Here is a 15379-nt window from a genome sequence, read left to right on the forward strand (position 1 = left end):
TGCAAGACCGCCCTGATGCGTACGCCGGTCCTCGTCCCCGGACCGCGAATCACAACAATAGCGCCTGCTGGAATCGGCGTGAAGAATCATTCGGCGCAAAAATAAAGCCGGGCGAAAAGTCAATCGCCCGGCGTCAATATCTGGTAGTAAATTCAGCTTTGGTTAATAGCGGTAGTGTTCCGGCTTGAACGGACCTTGCGGGGTCACGCCGATATAGGCTGCCTGTTCGCCCGACAGTTCGGTCAGGCGGGCGCCGAGCTTGTCGAGATGCAGGCGCGCGACCTTCTCGTCGAGATGCTTGGGCAGCACGTAGACCTGGTTCTGATACTGCTCGCCCTTGGTGAACAGCTCGATCTGCGCCAGCACCTGGTTGGTGAAGGACGCCGACATGACGAAGCTCGGATGGCCTGTGGCGTTGCCGAGGTTGAGCAGGCGGCCTTCCGACAGCAAGATCATGCGCTTGCCATCGGGGAAGGTGATCATGTCGACCTGAGGCTTGACGTTGGTCCATTTCAGGTTGCGCAGCGATGCCACCTGGATCTCGTTGTCGAAGTGACCGATGTTGCCGACGATCACCATGTCCTTCATCGAACGCATGTGGTCGAGGGTGACGACATCCTTGTTGCCGGTGGTGGTGATGACGATGTCGGCGGTGGGTGCGGCATCCTCGAGCGTGACGACCTCGAAGCCGTCCATCGCCGCCTGCAGGGCGCAGATCGGATCGACCTCGGTGACCTTGACGCGGGCGCCAGCGCCCTTCAGCGAGGCGGACGAGCCCTTGCCGACGTCGCCATAGCCGCAGACGACGGCGACCTTGCCGGCCATCATGGTGTCGGTGCCGCGGCGGATGCCGTCGACCAGCGATTCCTTGCAGCCATATTTATTGTCGAATTTCGACTTGGTGACCGAGTCGTTGACATTGATGGCCGGGAAAGGCAGCAAGCCCTTCTTCTGCAGCTGGTAGAGCCTGTTGACGCCGGTGGTCGTCTCTTCGGTGACGCCCCGGATCGCTTCCTTCTGCTTGGTGAAGAAGCCGGGCGAAGCCTTCATGCGCTTCTTGACCTGGGCATAGAAATATTCCTCCTCCTCGCTATGCGGATTGGACAGCACGTCCTCGCCGGCCTCGGCGCGCGCGCCGATCAGGATGTACATGGTGGCGTCGCCGCCATCATCGAGGATCATGTTGGAGGTGCCGCCATCGGCCCACTGGAAAATCCTGTCGGTGTAGTCCCAGTACTGCTCCAGCGTCTCGCCTTTGACGGCGAAGACCGGGATGCCGGCCTCGGCGATGGCCGCGGCCGCATGGTCCTGGGTCGAGAAGATGTTGCAGGAAGCCCAGCGTATATCGGCGCCGAGCGCCTTCAGCGTCTCGATCAGCACTGCGGTCTGGATGGTCATGTGCAGCGAGCCGGTGATACGCGCGCCCTTGAGCGGCTTCTTGGAGCCGAATTCCTCGCGGCAGGCCATCAGGCCCGGCATTTCGGTTTCGGCGATCTCGATTTCCTTGCGGCCCCAGCCGGCAAGCGAGATGTCGGCGACCACATAGTCCTTGCTACCCGTCATGGCAGTGCTCCGATGCGAATTGTTACGCTATTGAATTGGTGGCGGATGCGCCCGCGCCGGCAGGCGCGTCGAAAGGGCGCGAATTGCACGCCTGACTAGCAGATCGGCGTCAACACGACAATGGGATATAAAGAAATCTTTATCCCTGCATGTCTTTCGTATGGAGGTAAGGGATCAGCATTCCTCGCCGAAGCGGGACGCCACCAGCTGTTCCAGCGCATTCATGACCTCGAGCGCTTCGGGACCGCTGGCGGTGACGCGGATCGAAAAGCCCGGACTTGCGGCCAGCATCATCAGGCCCATGATCGAGGTACCGCCGACCTTGACGCCGTCCTTCTCGACATGGACCGACGCGTTGTAGCCGCTGGCGAGCTGTACGAACTTGGCCGAGGCGCGCGCGTGCAGGCCGCGCTGGTTGACGATCGGAAATTCGCGGACGATCTGGTCCTTTTCCGACGACATCGTGCTCATTTGCTGCTCAGGAGCTGGCTGGCGACATTGATGTATTTGCGCCCCGCCGCCTGCGCCTCGTCGAGAGCCGCCGCCATGTTGTCGCCCTTGCGGATCGAGGAGAGCTTGATCAGCATCGGCAAATTCATGCCGGCGATGACTTCGGTGCGGCCGGACTCCATCACGGAAATGGCAAGGTTCGAAGGCGTGCCGCCGAACATGTCGGTCAACACGATGACGCCCGCCCCGGTGTCGACACGGGCAACGGCGTCGACGATGTCGCGCCGGCGCTGCTCCATATCGTCGTCAGCCCCGATCGCCACGGTTTCGAAATTGTCTTGTGGCCCGACGACATGTTCCACGGCATGTCGGAACTCGGTGGCCAGTTGACCGTGCGTTACAAGCACGAGTCCGATCATTCTTTGGTGGCTCCCGTCATCGCCGCTTCACAGGCGTATTTTATGCTCGCCAGCCATTCCAGGCGGCGGGAGCGCTATCTTGTCGACGCGCGGCTCGTTGACAAGCCCAAAATTGCGCCGGCCCATGCCATTTTGACGCATTGCAGCAAAAAACCCCGGGCACATCATAGAAAAGGCGCGATCGACAGCCGCGCCACCACGGCGGGCAAGGCAGCGGCAATGTTGCGCTCCGCAAGGTCGATGCGCGGCACTGGGCAGCCCGCGACCGGCTCGCTGATTTCCTCTTGAAAGCGAGCCATTTCTGTCTTCGCCACCAACCGCACATGCAGGTCGATCACGCCGCCCGACTCGAATGGCAGCGGGCGTGGCATGAACCCTGGCACCTCGGCGAGACCGGCGATGGTCGCTGGCACGCGGCAGACCAGACGCCCGGCGTGGGCCGAGGCAAGCAGCCTGTCGTCGCCGATCAGCCGCGAGAACAGGCCGCGCGCCCGGCAATGGTCCAGGAGCGTCAGCGCCAGCGTCGTCTTGCCGGCGCCGGACGGCCCGGTTATGAGGACGCCGCGATCGCCGATCAGGATCGCGGTTCCGTGGATGTTTTCAGGCTGCATGACCGGACCGGGTCATTCCACCGTCATCCTCGGACTTGTCCCGAGGATCAGCCGGCCTTTCGATTGTGTTCACACCATGGTCTCGTTGCGCGGCAGATCCTCGGAACAAGCCCGGGGATGACGACCGTAGAGCTGCGATATCCGGCATCATGCTTTTTGTATAAAGCACGATTTGATCCGAAAATCGGTTCCCGCTTTCGGGATCATGCTTCGGCCGGCAACGTAACGACGAAGCGGGCGCCCTTGATCTCGCCTGGCTTGGTGCCGGGGATGTTCTCGGCGGTCAGCGTGCCGCCATGGGCCTCGACGATCTGCCTGGATATCGACAGGCCAAGGCCCGAATTCTGGCCGAACGCCTCGCCGGCGGGCCGGTCGGTGTAGAAGCGTTCGAAGATGCGGTCGATGTTGTCGGCGCGGATGCCGGGACCATTGTCGTCGACGGTGAGGATGTTGAACTTGCCGGTGCGCGCCAGCGACAGGATGATGTGGCCGCGCTCCTCTGGCACGAAGGAGCGGGCGTTCTCGATCAGGTTGGTGATGACCTGGCCGATGCGCAGGTCGTGGCCGACGACGAAATAGCCCTTGACGCCCTGCGGCAGCTTGGCGACCCTGAGCTCGATCTCGACCGCCTTCTTGTTGCGCGTCGTTTCACGCGAGACGGCGACGAGGTCGGTGATGAACTTCTTGAGGTCGACGGTTCCCGCGTCATCCCGCGCCAGCTCGGCGTCGAGACGGGAGGCGTCCGAAATGTCGGTGATGAGGCGGTCCAGCCGCCTGACGTCGTGCTGGATGATCTCCATCAGCCGGCTGCGCGAATTGTCGTTCTTGGCGAGCGGCAAGGTTTCCACCGCGCTGCGCAGCGAGGTCAGCGGGTTCTTCAATTCATGGGAAACATCGGCGGCGAAGCTCTCGATCGCCTCGATGCGGGCATAGAGCGCGTTGGTCATGTCGCGCACGGCAATCGACAGATTGCCGATCTCGTCCTGCCGGTCGGAGAAATCAGGGATTTCCTCGCGGCTCTTGACGCCGCGCCGTACCCGCACGGCCGCCGCAGACAGCCGGCGCAGCGGATTGGCGATGGTGGAGGCCAGAAGCATCGACAGGATGGCGGTGACGAGCGCCGCGATGCCGAAGACGCGCAGGATCGCCTTGCGTTCGGCGGCGACGATCTTGTCGATGTCGCCGCCTTCGGTCGACAGCATCAACACGCCGAGAACGGCGCGGAAGCGCTGGATCGGCACCGCGACGGAAACGATCTGCTCGCCCTGTTCGCTGATCCGGACGATGGTCGACGGGCTGCCGGTCAGCGCCTTGACCACTTCCGGGAAGGCGGCGCCATTGCCGCCCGGCTGCTCGTGATAGACCGGCAGATCGGTGTTGCGGAAGAAGTCGAAGATGAACTTCTGGATGCGTTCGACAAGGTCGGGCTCTTCCTCGTCGACCGGCGGCAGATCGTAGCGAAGGATCTGGCCGCGTGAATAGAGATGGCGCGAATCGAGCAGCAAATTGGCGTCGCGGTCGTAGATGCGGGCGCGGGTGCGGGTCGGCGAGATCAGCCGGCGCAGCACCGGGGCGACGCGTTCAGGATTGATCGGGAAATCCAGATTGTCGAGCTGGTCCGAGCCCGGTCCCAGGCTTTCGCCGGCCTGCAGCTCAAGCAGCTTTTCCGGATCGATGCTGATCGAATCGGTTTCGACCGTCGCCGAGGCGGCGATCGCGCCGGCGATGATCTCGCCCTGGGTCATCAGGCTTTCGACGCGGGCGTCGATCAGCCCGTCGCGGAAGGTGTTGAGATAGAGAATGCCGGTGACCAGGACCGCGAGGCCGGCGAGATTGAGGAAGAGGATACGCCGCGTCAGGCTGGAAAAGATGTGATGGCCGAGGAAGCGGCGCATGGGCACGGTGAGCTTCGACAGGAACGCGGGCATGATCCGCGCCGGCCGCCTTGCAACGCCCGCCGATCTGCTCCGCTGTGCTTCCACTGCCATCGAACAGCAGTTCCCTGCTTAGTAATTAGTGAGTAGAGGGTAGCGAATAGAGAAATGGTTGGCTGAGATCGCGGCGAATGCACGGGTGGCCGCTCGCACCATTCAAAACTGACTACCGACTATTCTCTGTTGTCTACTGCCTATTCACGCTTCGCGGAACCGGTATCCGACTCCGTAAAGGGTTTCGATCATCTCGAAGTCGTCGTCGACGGCCTTGAACTTCTTGCGCAGCCGCTTGATGTGGCTGTCGATGGTACGGTCGTCGACATAGACCTGCTCATCATAAGCCGAATCCATCAGCGCATCACGACTTTTTACGACGCCAGGGCGCTGTGCCAGCGAATGCAGGATCAGGAATTCGGTAACGGTGAGCGTCACCGGTTCGCCCTTCCAGGTGCAGGTATGGCGTTCCTGGTCCATGACGAGCTGGCCGCGCTCGAGCGAGCGCGCCTGCTGGCTGGGCGCTTTTGCCGCGGCCTCGCGGGCGCTGGCACGGCGCAACACCGCGCGCACCCGCTCGACCAGCAAACGCTGCGAGAAGGGTTTGCGGATGAAGTCGTCGGCGCCCATCTTGAGGCCGAACAGCTCATCGATCTCATCGTCCTTGGAGGTCAGGAAGATGACCGGCAGATCTGATTTCTGGCGCATCCGGCGCAAGAGTTCCATGCCGTCCATGCGCGGCATCTTGATGTCGAGGATGGCGAGATTCGGCGGGCGCGCCGCCAGGCCTTCCAGCGCGGACGCACCATCCGTGTAGGTCTCGACGCGATATCCCTCGGACTCGAGAGCAATCGACACCGAGGTCAGAATGTTGCGGTCGTCATCGACAAGCGCGATTGTTGCCATTTCAAGCGGCTCCCTCATGAGCTGTCCCTTCTTTCGTAGAGAAGGGGCTTTTGCAGGACAAATTAGGTACAAAATGTGGCATAGGCCTTCACCGCTGTCACGCGCGGTATGCCGGCGGCCACGATCGCACCTCGACATGGATTGGACGAACGAGCATCGCCAATCCTTTGGGCAACCGCGAAACTTTTCGCATATATAAACGATTTAAACAACTTTCAAAATATTTAAATCGATTAATGATTTGATATCATTCGGCTTTTCTGGTTCTGACCATCTAAGCTCGCGTAGTGGGCGTGCCGGAAACGCGCCGGCAAAGATGCGGCAAATCGGAGAAGGGTCACCCATGTCGGAAGTCGGCAAACGCAATCCTGCCTGCGCGATCGATCGTATCGGTCTCAGAACCTCTGGTCTGGTGCGCTACAATTTCGGTGCGGCCGCCCTCTACGAGGAATCGATCAGGCGGGGAGAAGCCCGGCTGACCGCGCACGGCGCGCTGGTCGCCGAAACAGGCCAGCACACCGGCCGTTCGCCCAAGGACAAGTTCGTCGTGCGCGACGGCGCCACCGAGCCTGAAGTCTGGTGGGACAACAACAAGGCGATCTCGCCGGAGCAGTTCGAGACGCTGCTCGAAGAGTTCCGGGCGCACGCCGCGGACAAGGATCTTTACGTGCAGGACCTGGTCGGCGGCGCAGACCATGAGCTAAAGCTGCCCACCAGGGTCATCACCGAGTTTGCCTGGCATTCGCTGTTCATCCGCAATCTGCTGATCCGTCCGGAAGCCGCGGAGCTCGACCATTTCGTGCCCGAGATGACGATCATCGACCTGCCCTCCTTCCGCGCCGACCCCGCCCGCCACGGCACCCGCACCGAAACCGTGATCGCCGTCGACCTCACCCGCAAGATCGTGCTGATCGGCGGCACCTCCTATGCCGGCGAGATGAAGAAATCGGTGTTCACGATGCTGAATTACCTGCTGCCGGCCAAGGGCGTGATGCCGATGCACTGCTCGGCCAATGAGGGCCCTGGCGGCGACGCCGCGATTTTCTTCGGCCTGTCGGGCACCGGCAAGACGACGCTGTCGGCCGATCCGTCGCGCACGCTGATCGGCGACGACGAGCACGGCTGGGGACCGCACGGCATCTTCAATTTCGAAGGCGGCTGCTACGCCAAGACCATCAAGCTGTCGGCGGAAGCGGAGCCGGAGATCTTCGCCACCACGCAGCGCTTCGGCACGGTGCTGGAGAACGTCGTTCTCGACGCCCACGGCGTGCCGGACTTCGACGACGGCCGGCTCACCGAGAACACGCGCTGTGCCTACCCGCTCGACTTCATACCCAATGCCAGCAAGACGGGGCGCGCCGGCCATCCCCGGAACATCATCATGCTGACCGCTGACGCGTTCGGCGTGATGCCGCCGATAGCACGTCTGACCCCGGCGCAGGCGATGTATCATTTCCTGTCCGGCTACACGGCCAAGGTGGCCGGAACGGAGAAGGGCGTGACCGAGCCCGAGGCGACGTTCTCGACCTGTTTCGGCGCGCCGTTCATGCCGCGCCATCCCTCGGAATACGGCAATCTGCTGCGCGAGTTAATCGCGCAGCACGGTGCCGATTGCTGGGTGGTCAACACCGGCTGGACCGGCGGCCCCTACGGCACAGGCAGGCGGATGCCGATCAAGGCGACGCGCGCGCTGCTTGCCGCGGCCCTCGACGGCTCGCTGAAGACGGCTGGTTTCCGCACCGACGTCAATTTCGGCTTCGAGGTGCCGGTGGCGGTCCCGGGCGTCGACGGCGCCATCCTCGACCCGCGATCGACCTGGGCCGACAAATCGGCCTATGACCGGCAGGCGGCAAGGCTGGTCGGCATGTTCGCCGTCAATTTCGAGAAGTTCGAAAGCCATGTCGACGCCTCCGTCCTCGGCGCGGCGCCGCACATGCAGGAAGCGGCGGAATAGTCGCCCACCACGCTCAGCCGCCATCGCAAGGCCCGGTCCCCGATCGGGCCTTTTCTTTTTTCGTCCGCCGCGCCATGACTGCGGCATGACGAGCGACGATACAATCATCATTGCCGACGATGCCGTGATCCATCCGGGCGATCTGCACGAGGATTTCATCCGCTCGTCCGGCCCCGGCGGGCAGAACGTCAACAAGGTGGCGACGGCGGTGCAGCTGCGCTTCGATGCACGCAACGCGCCCGGCCTGTCTGAACGCGTGCGCGAACGCACGATCAGGCTTGCCGGCCAGCGCGCCACCAAGGACGGCGTCATCGTCATCGAGGCCGGACGCTTCCGCACGCAGGAACAGAACCGGGCGGACGCACGGGCGCGGCTGGCGGCGCTGGTCGCCAAGGCGGCCGAGCCGCCACCGCCGCCGCGCAAGAAGACGAGGCCGTCGAAAGGCGCGGTCGAACGGCGGCTGAAGAGCAAGGCCGGACGCGGCACCATCAAGAAACTGCGCGGCCGGGTAGAGAACGATTAAGCAACACACCAGGCGCGTGTATAAAACGGCTTCCCATTTCGGATCGTAGATGCAAGGTTTACTCTTTGCCACAGCAAGGAGACCTGGAAATGGGTATGTTCGATTTCGTCAAGAGCGTCGGCAAAAAGCTCGGCATAGGCGGTGACGAGGAAGCGGCGCCCAACGCCGATACGCTCAAGAAAGAGCTCGATTCGCACAAGCTCGGCACCGATGGCGTGCAGGTCGTCGTTCAGGGCGACACGGCGGTGCTGAAGGGCGTGGTCAAGGACCAGTCGGTTTTTGAAAAGGCGGTCATCGCCGTCGGCAACACGCTCGGCGTCTCCAAGGTGCAGGCGGACGAGTTGCAGGTCGCACCGGCTTCCGGTTCGGCGGCCGCGGCCAAGGAACCGACCTTCTACACCGTCCAGAAGGGCGACAATCTCTGGAAGATCGCCGAAAAGAGCTATGGCAAGGGCAAGGGCGCCGAGAACACGGTCATCTTCGAGGCCAACAAGCCGATGCTGACCCATCCCGACAAGATCTATCCGGGGCAGGTCCTGCGCATCCCAGACCTCACCTGATCAAGGAAAACGCGAATCTGTCGGGAACGGCGGCTTTCGGGTCGCCATTTTCGGTTCAGATGGCATGGTTGAACCGACGAAACGGAGCTAGCGACCGACCTCATGCTCGTTCTGCCCAAGGGCGTCCGCCACATGCCGGCCTATCTGTCCCGCGACGTGCAGGAGGCGTTGGTGGAGGATGTGAGAGGCATCGTCCAGCAGGCGCCGCTGTTCGTGCCGGCCATGCCGCGCACCGGCAAGGAAATGAGCGTGCGCATGACCAATTGCGGCCCGCTCGGCTGGGTCACCGACAAGGAACGCGGCTACCGCTACCAGCCGACGCACCCGGTGACGGGGGCGCCGTGGCCGCCGATCCCGGACGTGCTGATGCGGCTGTGGCGAGAGGTCTCGGCCTACCCGCATCCGCCGCAGGCATGCCTGGTCAATTTCTACGCGCCGGATGCAAAGATGGGCCTGCACCAGGACCGCGACGAAGAGGATTTCTCAGCACCCGTCGTGTCGGTCTCGCTGGGCGACGACTGCCTGTTCAGGGTCGGCCAGGCGACGCGCGAGGGGGCGACCCGGTCGTTCAGGCTGAAGAGCGGCGACGTGGTCGTGCTCGGCGGGGAAGGACGCCTCTGCTTCCACGGCGTCGACCGCATCTATCCCTCGACCTCGGCGCTGCTGAAAAATGGCGGCAGGATCAATCTGACGCTGCGGCGGGTGACGAAGAGTTAGTGAGCACTGCTGCGCCGCGCATAGACCTCGATGTAGTCTCCTAGCGCGATCTCGTCGTAATTGCTCATCAAGGCCTGGAAGTCAGCGTTCTGACGCATCCAGACAGTCCATATTGGAGGATAATTCGCCGCCAACGACAACACCGATTTCTTCTTGTCCAAGCGATCGACAAGGATGATGTCCGGCTTGTTGTCGCGGATCAAGGAGTTGACATAGAGCGTATAGTTGTCGAGGTCGTGCCGCGCTATTCGTTCGTCTTCGCCGTGATAGTTGCCTTTCATCAAACCCCAAAGCGCATGGGCGCCAACCCAATCATGAGCGTAGGCTGAAAGCCAGCGGCCATTGACCATCCTCGCCAGCGGATTCCCGACGGAAAGATCCGAACTGACCTGAACAATGGACGGCGAGGAGTATCGGGCCTTGATTGCATCGACCAGGCTCTTTTCCGGCACCTGGTAAAACTGGTGGTGCGTTACCGTCAGAGCGACTACCACAGCAAAGGCGGCGCTAGAATGAAGTCTTGCATTGGCGCGCTCCGAGGCCGCTTCTTCCCCTGAAAGCGCGAGCACTTTTTGCCGTCGCGATGCAACAGCCAACAGCATCGCGATCAGCAACGCAAGCTGATACGGATACTGGTGATTGGGCCAATATTTGCCAAGATATGCCATCGAGACAAAGAAGCCTGCGCCACTTGCAACCGCAATTGTCACATCACTTCGCCAGACGGATTTCCGCATCTGGAAAGCTATGAAAACGACAAACACCACAAAGGTTGGCAGCGCTACCAGAATATTTATGTTGGCTCGTAGACTGACATAATAGCGCATCAGCAAAGGCAAGAACGTATCAAGAAACTCCGGGAACCATATTCGCACGCTGGCGAGATACGCCGTGCAAATCACGCCTATGACGATGTTTTCGACGGTCAGGCAGGCCATCAGCGACCGCTTTCGCCAAGCGATGACAAGATAAGGCAGCGCGATGCCAAGCGCCCAGTGGGGCTTGACGAGCAGCAGCACGCTTGCCGCCAGCCCGACGGCGAACGCAAGTGCGAAGGGTATATGCTGGCCCGGACTGTCGTTGGAGTGCCACATCATCAGGAACAGCATCGGCATGAACAGCATCATACCGATATGCTCGCGTTGTCCGAAAATATTCCCTGGCATGATCAGAAGCAGAACCGCGAGCATGGGATAGACCCACTGGGTTCTGAGATCGACAAAGATCCTGCCTTTCTCGATCACAAGGGCCGACAACAAAATCGAAACGACGAAGATGAGATAGATGAAATATTCGATCGCCAATTCCGGCGAAATTCCCAACCTGTGGGACAACCACACTGGTCCGATATACAGAGCGACCGAAAAAGGCGGGTTGGTTTCCAGAATGTCGACATAGAGTTTCTGACCAGAAAAAATCTTCTCGCAGATAATGATTATCCAACTCACATCGGTGTTGCCGCCCGCTGTCCAAGGCATGAAAAAGGAGATCACGACGACCAGTCCAACGAGCAAGAATTGCCGCAAACTGCCGATGCGGTAGTGAGATGCGATTATCGCATCGAACGTTCTTGCGCCCGACAAGCTCATACGACTGCCTCTACAAGGACAAGCCTTCGCAAAAGAATAAAGGCCATGATCGAAACGGGGACGAAGGCATAGCTGCTTGCGATCCCACTAAGATTGCACCGAAACCTAGCCCGGATAGCCTAAAGTGCCGTTAATCGCGCCGCTAAAGCTTGCGCAGCGCCACTTCCTCGACCAGGTGGTCGGCGCCTTTGCGCAGGATCAAGTCGGCGCGGGCGCGTGTCGGCAGGATGTTCTCGCGCAGGTTCTTCAGGTTGATGTTGGTCCACAGGCCTTCGGCAATCGCCCGCGCCGAATCCTCCGACAACTGCGAATAGCGATGGAAGAACGATTCCGGATTGCGGAAAGCGGTCTCGCGCAGCCGCATGAAGCGCGAAATGTACCATTCGTGGATCAGCTTCTCGTCGGCATCGATGTAGATGGCGAAGTCGAAGAAGTCGGACAGGAAGGGTACGATCTTGCCGTCCTGCGGCAGCTTGCCGGGCTGGAGCACATTGATGCCTTCGAAGATCAGGATGTCGGGCCGGTCGATGGTGACGAACTCGCCGGGAATGACGTCATAGGTGAGGTGCGAATAGACCGGGGCGCGGATATCGGGCAGCGCCGACTTGATGCCGGAGAGGAAGCGCAGCAGCGCGCCGACGTCGTAGCTGTCGGGAAAGCCCTTGCGCTCCATCAGGTTTTCGCGGCGCAGCACCTCGTTGGGCAGCAGGAAACCATCGGTGGTGATGAGATCGACCTTGGGGCTGGACGGCCAGCGCGCGAGCAGCTCCTTCAGCACGCGCGCCGTGGTCGATTTGCCGACCGCGACCGAACCGGCGATGCCGATGATGAAGGGCGTCTTGACCACGTCCGAGGCGTTGAAGAATGCCTGACGCTGCCGGAACAGCAACTGGCTGGCCTCGACATGCGCCGACAGAAGCCGCGACAGCGACAGATAGATGCGCTTGACCTCTTCGAGATCGATCGGATCGTTGAGCGACCGCAGGCGGCGGAATTCATCCTCGCTCAGCGTCAGCGGCGTGTCGGCGCGGAATTGCGACCATTGCTCGGCCGAGAAGAAGCGAAAAGGGGAATATTTCTCGGTCGGTGCGAGCTGATCCATCGAGATTCCTGCCCTCCTCGCGGTCAGCGCTTGGACCGTGACGCCTTCTCGGCGATGCCCGAACGCCCGGTGCGGCTTTCGAGCTCCCTGAGCACGTCGCCCAACGGCACACCCGAAATGCCGAGAACGACGAGCCAATGATATATAAGATCGGCACTTTCCGAAACGAGGGCCCGTTTGTCGCCCTTGACCGCGGCAATCACCGTCTCGACCGCCTCTTCGCCGAGCTTCTGCGCCGCCTTCTCGATGCCGCGCGCGTAAAGCTTGGCGGTCCACGAGTCCGGATCGCCGGAATGGGCGCGTTCGCTGACGATTGTCTCCAGGTCGGAGAGTGAAAACTCAGTCATGGCGCCTTGGCCCTGTTTCTTAGCCGCAAGCCTCTAGGGCCGATCACCCGAGGAGTCCAGCCGCATCGGCAGGCCGGCTTGCGCCATATGGGCCTTGGCCTCGGCGATCGTATAGGTGCCGAAATGGAAGATGGAGGCCGCCAGCACGGCACCTGCATGACCGTCGCGAATGCCTTCGACCATATGGTCGAGCGTGCCGACGCCGCCGGAAGCGATCACCGGGGCGCGCACCGCGTCCGATACCGCACGGGTCAGCGCGATGTCGTAACCGACCTTGGTGCCGTCGCGGTCCATCGAGGTCAACAGGATCTCGCCGGCACCGCGATCGACTATTTTCCGGGCGAATTCGACCGCATCCATGCCGGTTTTTTCCCGTCCGCCGTGGGTGAAGATCTCCCAACGGTCGGCCTCGCCGGCGCCCGACACTTTCTTGGCGTCGATGGCGACGACGATGCACTGGTTGCCGAACTTGTCGGCGGCCTCGGCGACGAAATCCGGGTTCTTGACCGCCGCCGTGTTGATCGACACCTTGTCGGCGCCGGCCAGGAGCAATTTCCTGATATCGGCGACCTGGCGTACGCCGCCGCCGACGGTGAGCGGCATGAAACATTGCTCGGCCGTGCGGGCGACGACATCGAAGATGGTCTCGCGATTGTCCGATGACGCGGTAATGTCGAGGAAGCAAAGCTCGTCGGCGCCGGCGGCGTCATAGGCCTTGGCAGCCTCCACCGGATCGCCGGCATCGACGAGATCCACGAAGTTGACCCCCTTGACGACGCGGCCGCCCTTGACGTCGAGACAGGGGATGACGCGAGCCTTCAGCATGTCAACGGCCCTCGATCGTGGTCAGGAGATCGTTCAGCAATTCGCCGACGAGCGGCGGCACATTGGCCTGCGCATCGAAGGCCGGATCGTAAGCGGAAATGGTGATGCCCGATATGGGAATGGAGAGCGCCATGGCGCAGACCGCCTGGCGCAACTGTTCCGGGCCAGGGCCGCCCGGCGTGACATAGCGGTTGGCTTGCAGCACCTCGGGATCGTGCACATCAAGATCAAGATGCATGTGCGCCCGTTGAGCCCCCGCAGCCTTCAGTTTCTCGGTCGCCTCTGCCGCTCCGGGACATTCCGTGCGGATCACCGGCAATGTGTCGAGCAGTTGTTTTTCGGCCGGATCGAGATCGCGCGCGTTAATCAGCACGCAGCGCGACGGATCGACAGGCTTGAAACCGGGGACGGCCGCCGCCATCGGGCGCCAGCACAGGCCTAGAACGGTGGCCAACGCCATGCCGTCGAGAAACCCGTATATGGATGTGTCGGGTGTGTTGAGATCGCCGTGCTGGTCGGCCCAGATGATCGCGTCGGCGCCTTCGCCGGCGACCGCACCTGCTGATGTCAGGCAGTTTCCGGCCAGCACGATGGGAAAACGTCCCCTGTCGCGGGCGATGCGGACCTCGCCCGAAACGGCATTGCAGACAGCGAAACCGGTGGCGATCTCACGCTCCTGGGCGTCGCCGACCCTGCCGATGTCCTCGACCGCGACATCGTGGCCGGCCATGGTCAGGGCTTCGACCAATCCGCCCGCAATCAGCGCGTCCGGCCCCTGGCCCATGCCGCCATGATAATGGCCGCTGTCATAGGAGGCCAGGATTATCGAGACTTTCAAGATCGCATCTCCACCGGGGGGGCGCCTTTGAGGATCGCCAATGCTTCGGCCGGATCGATACGGCCGTCGTAAAGCGCACGGCCGGAGATCGCCCCTTCGAGCTTTTGCGCGTCGGGCATGGTCATGCGCACGATATCGGCGATCGAGGCGAGGCCGCCCGACGCGATGACGGGGATCGACACGGCGTCGGCGAGGCTGATCGTGGAATCCCAGTTGATGCCGGTCAGCACGCCATCGCGGTCGATGTCGGTGTAGATGACGGCGGCGACGCCGGCGCCTTCGAATTTCCTGGCCAGTTCAACGACGCCGAGGCTCGACGCCTCGGCCCAGCCCTCGACCGCTACCTTGCCGCCCTTGGCGTCGATGCCGACGGCAATCTGGCCCGGAAAGGCCTTGCAAGCCTGCCTGACCAGGTCGGGGTCGCGCACGGCCACGGTGCCCAGGATGACACGGGCAAGCCCGCGGTCGAGCCAGTCCTCGATCTGTTCGAGCGTGCGGATGCCGCCGCCGAGCTGCACCGGGTTGTTCGTCGCCTTGAGGATGGCGCCGACGGCGGCGCTGTTGACGCTCTGACCCTGGAAGGCGCCGTTGAGGTCGACGACATGCAGCCATTCGAAGCCCTGCTCTTCAAATGCCTTTGCCTGGGCGGCCGGGTCATCGTTGTAGATGGTCGCGGTCGCCATGTCGCCGTGCTTGAGGCGCACGCACTGGCCGTCCTTGAGGTCGATTGCTGGAAAAAGGATCATTCTCTCAGGCGCCTTCGACAATGACGAAATGGCCTGATGAGGCGGCCAGCCGGAATTTCGAGGCCTGCTGATATTCCGGCGAATGATAGCATTCCACCGCCTTGGCGTAGGATTCGAACTCGACCAGGACGTGGCGGTTGCCGGTCGTCCCTTCAGGGCTCTCGTGGCGCCCGGCCCGCACGACGAATTTCGCGCCGTACTTGGCGAAGGCAACGGCATTTGCCTCGATATAGCGCTTGTACAGATCGGGATCGCGAACATCGATCATCGCCATCCAATAGCCCTTCTTGCTCATGGCTCC

17 protein-coding genes are annotated in these 15379 nt (G+C 62.0%); 4 read left to right on the forward strand and 13 right to left on the reverse strand.

The window, feature by feature from the left end:
- Positions 1 to 162 precede the first annotated feature (162 nt).
- The 6 genes from ahcY to LB551_RS25475 form a co-directional block, all read right to left on the reverse strand.
- Positions 163 to 1563 carry an adenosylhomocysteinase gene (gene ahcY / locus LB551_RS25450; protein ID WP_140517752.1) on the reverse strand — a complete coding sequence of 467 codons (1401 nt, stop codon included), beginning with the start codon at positions 1561 to 1563 and terminating at the stop codon, positions 163 to 165.
- A gap of 174 nt (positions 1564 to 1737) precedes the next feature.
- Complete coding sequence (locus LB551_RS25455) at positions 1738 to 2034, reverse strand: HPr family phosphocarrier protein (RefSeq protein WP_224660913.1); 297 nt, start codon at positions 2032 to 2034, stop codon at positions 1738 to 1740.
- Complete coding sequence (locus LB551_RS25460; RefSeq protein WP_010912939.1) at positions 2031 to 2432, reverse strand: PTS sugar transporter subunit IIA; 402 nt, start codon at positions 2430 to 2432, stop codon at positions 2031 to 2033. The genes LB551_RS25455 and LB551_RS25460 overlap by 4 nt, the downstream gene beginning before the upstream one ends.
- Before the next feature lie 164 nt (positions 2433 to 2596).
- Complete coding sequence (locus tag LB551_RS25465; protein WP_224660914.1) at positions 2597 to 3043, reverse strand: HPr kinase/phosphorylase; 447 nt, start codon at positions 3041 to 3043, stop codon at positions 2597 to 2599.
- Positions 3044 to 3246: 203 nt separating this feature from the next.
- Complete coding sequence (locus LB551_RS25470; protein WP_140491185.1) at positions 3247 to 5031, reverse strand: sensor histidine kinase; 1785 nt, start codon at positions 5029 to 5031, stop codon at positions 3247 to 3249.
- 144 nt (positions 5032 to 5175) lie between these two features.
- Positions 5176 to 5877, reverse strand: a complete 702-nt coding sequence (locus tag LB551_RS25475) for a response regulator transcription factor (protein WP_010912942.1) — start codon at positions 5875 to 5877, stop codon at positions 5176 to 5178.
- A 343-nt stretch (positions 5878 to 6220) separates the two neighbouring features.
- On the opposite strand from LB551_RS25475, the gene LB551_RS25480 reads away from it, so the two are divergent.
- The 4 genes from LB551_RS25480 to LB551_RS25495 all read left to right on the forward strand — a co-directional run bounded on the left by LB551_RS25480 (position 6221) and on the right by LB551_RS25495 (position 9631).
- Entirely contained in the window at positions 6221 to 7831 is a 1611-nt protein-coding gene (locus LB551_RS25480) for a phosphoenolpyruvate carboxykinase (RefSeq protein WP_224660915.1), read from the forward strand.
- 85 nt (positions 7832 to 7916) lie between these two features.
- Positions 7917 to 8354, forward strand: coding sequence for an alternative ribosome rescue aminoacyl-tRNA hydrolase ArfB (gene arfB / locus LB551_RS25485; protein WP_224660916.1), 438 nt, complete (start codon positions 7917 to 7919; stop codon positions 8352 to 8354).
- Between the two features lie 89 nt (positions 8355 to 8443).
- On the forward strand, positions 8444 to 8914 hold the full coding sequence (gene lysM, locus LB551_RS25490; RefSeq protein ID WP_224660917.1) for a peptidoglycan-binding protein LysM: 471 nt from the start codon (positions 8444 to 8446) through the stop codon (positions 8912 to 8914).
- A gap of 102 nt (positions 8915 to 9016) precedes the next feature.
- On the forward strand, positions 9017 to 9631 hold the full coding sequence (locus LB551_RS25495) for an alpha-ketoglutarate-dependent dioxygenase AlkB family protein (RefSeq protein WP_140550430.1): 615 nt from the start codon (positions 9017 to 9019) through the stop codon (positions 9629 to 9631).
- Here LB551_RS25495 and LB551_RS25500 read toward each other — a convergent pair.
- From LB551_RS25500 to LB551_RS25530, 7 genes are all read right to left on the reverse strand, one after another.
- Positions 9628 to 11220, reverse strand: a complete 1593-nt coding sequence (locus LB551_RS25500; RefSeq protein ID WP_224660918.1) for a hypothetical protein — start codon at positions 11218 to 11220, stop codon at positions 9628 to 9630. The two genes, LB551_RS25495 and LB551_RS25500, sit on opposite strands and share 4 nt — an antisense overlap.
- 142 nt (positions 11221 to 11362) lie before the next feature.
- A complete protein-coding gene (coaA, locus tag LB551_RS25505; protein ID WP_140491197.1) occupies positions 11363 to 12322 on the reverse strand; it encodes a type I pantothenate kinase in 960 nt (319 codons plus the stop codon).
- Between the two features lie 23 nt (positions 12323 to 12345).
- A complete protein-coding gene (locus LB551_RS25510) occupies positions 12346 to 12669 on the reverse strand; it encodes a phosphoribosyl-ATP diphosphatase (RefSeq protein WP_224660919.1) in 324 nt (107 codons plus the stop codon).
- 33 nt (positions 12670 to 12702) lie between these two features.
- Positions 12703 to 13494: an imidazole glycerol phosphate synthase subunit HisF gene (gene hisF / locus LB551_RS25515; RefSeq protein WP_224660920.1), complete on the reverse strand. Its 792-nt coding sequence runs from the start codon at positions 13492 to 13494 to the stop codon at positions 12703 to 12705.
- Between the two features lies 1 nt (position 13495).
- On the reverse strand, positions 13496 to 14332 hold the full coding sequence (locus LB551_RS25520; RefSeq protein WP_224660921.1) for an arginase family protein: 837 nt from the start codon (positions 14330 to 14332) through the stop codon (positions 13496 to 13498).
- Positions 14329 to 15078, reverse strand: coding sequence for a 1-(5-phosphoribosyl)-5-[(5-phosphoribosylamino)methylideneamino]imidazole-4-carboxamide isomerase (gene hisA / locus LB551_RS25525; protein WP_224660922.1), 750 nt, complete (start codon positions 15076 to 15078; stop codon positions 14329 to 14331). The genes LB551_RS25520 and hisA overlap by 4 nt, the downstream gene beginning before the upstream one ends.
- Positions 15079 to 15082: 4 nt before the next feature.
- A complete protein-coding gene (locus LB551_RS25530) occupies positions 15083 to 15373 on the reverse strand; it encodes a DUF1330 domain-containing protein (protein WP_224660923.1) in 291 nt (96 codons plus the stop codon).
- Positions 15374 to 15379 lie beyond the last annotated feature (6 nt).

The sequence above is a fragment of the Mesorhizobium sp. BR1-1-2 genome, from assembly GCF_020165435.1.
GTDB lineage: Bacteria > Pseudomonadota > Alphaproteobacteria > Rhizobiales > Rhizobiaceae > Mesorhizobium.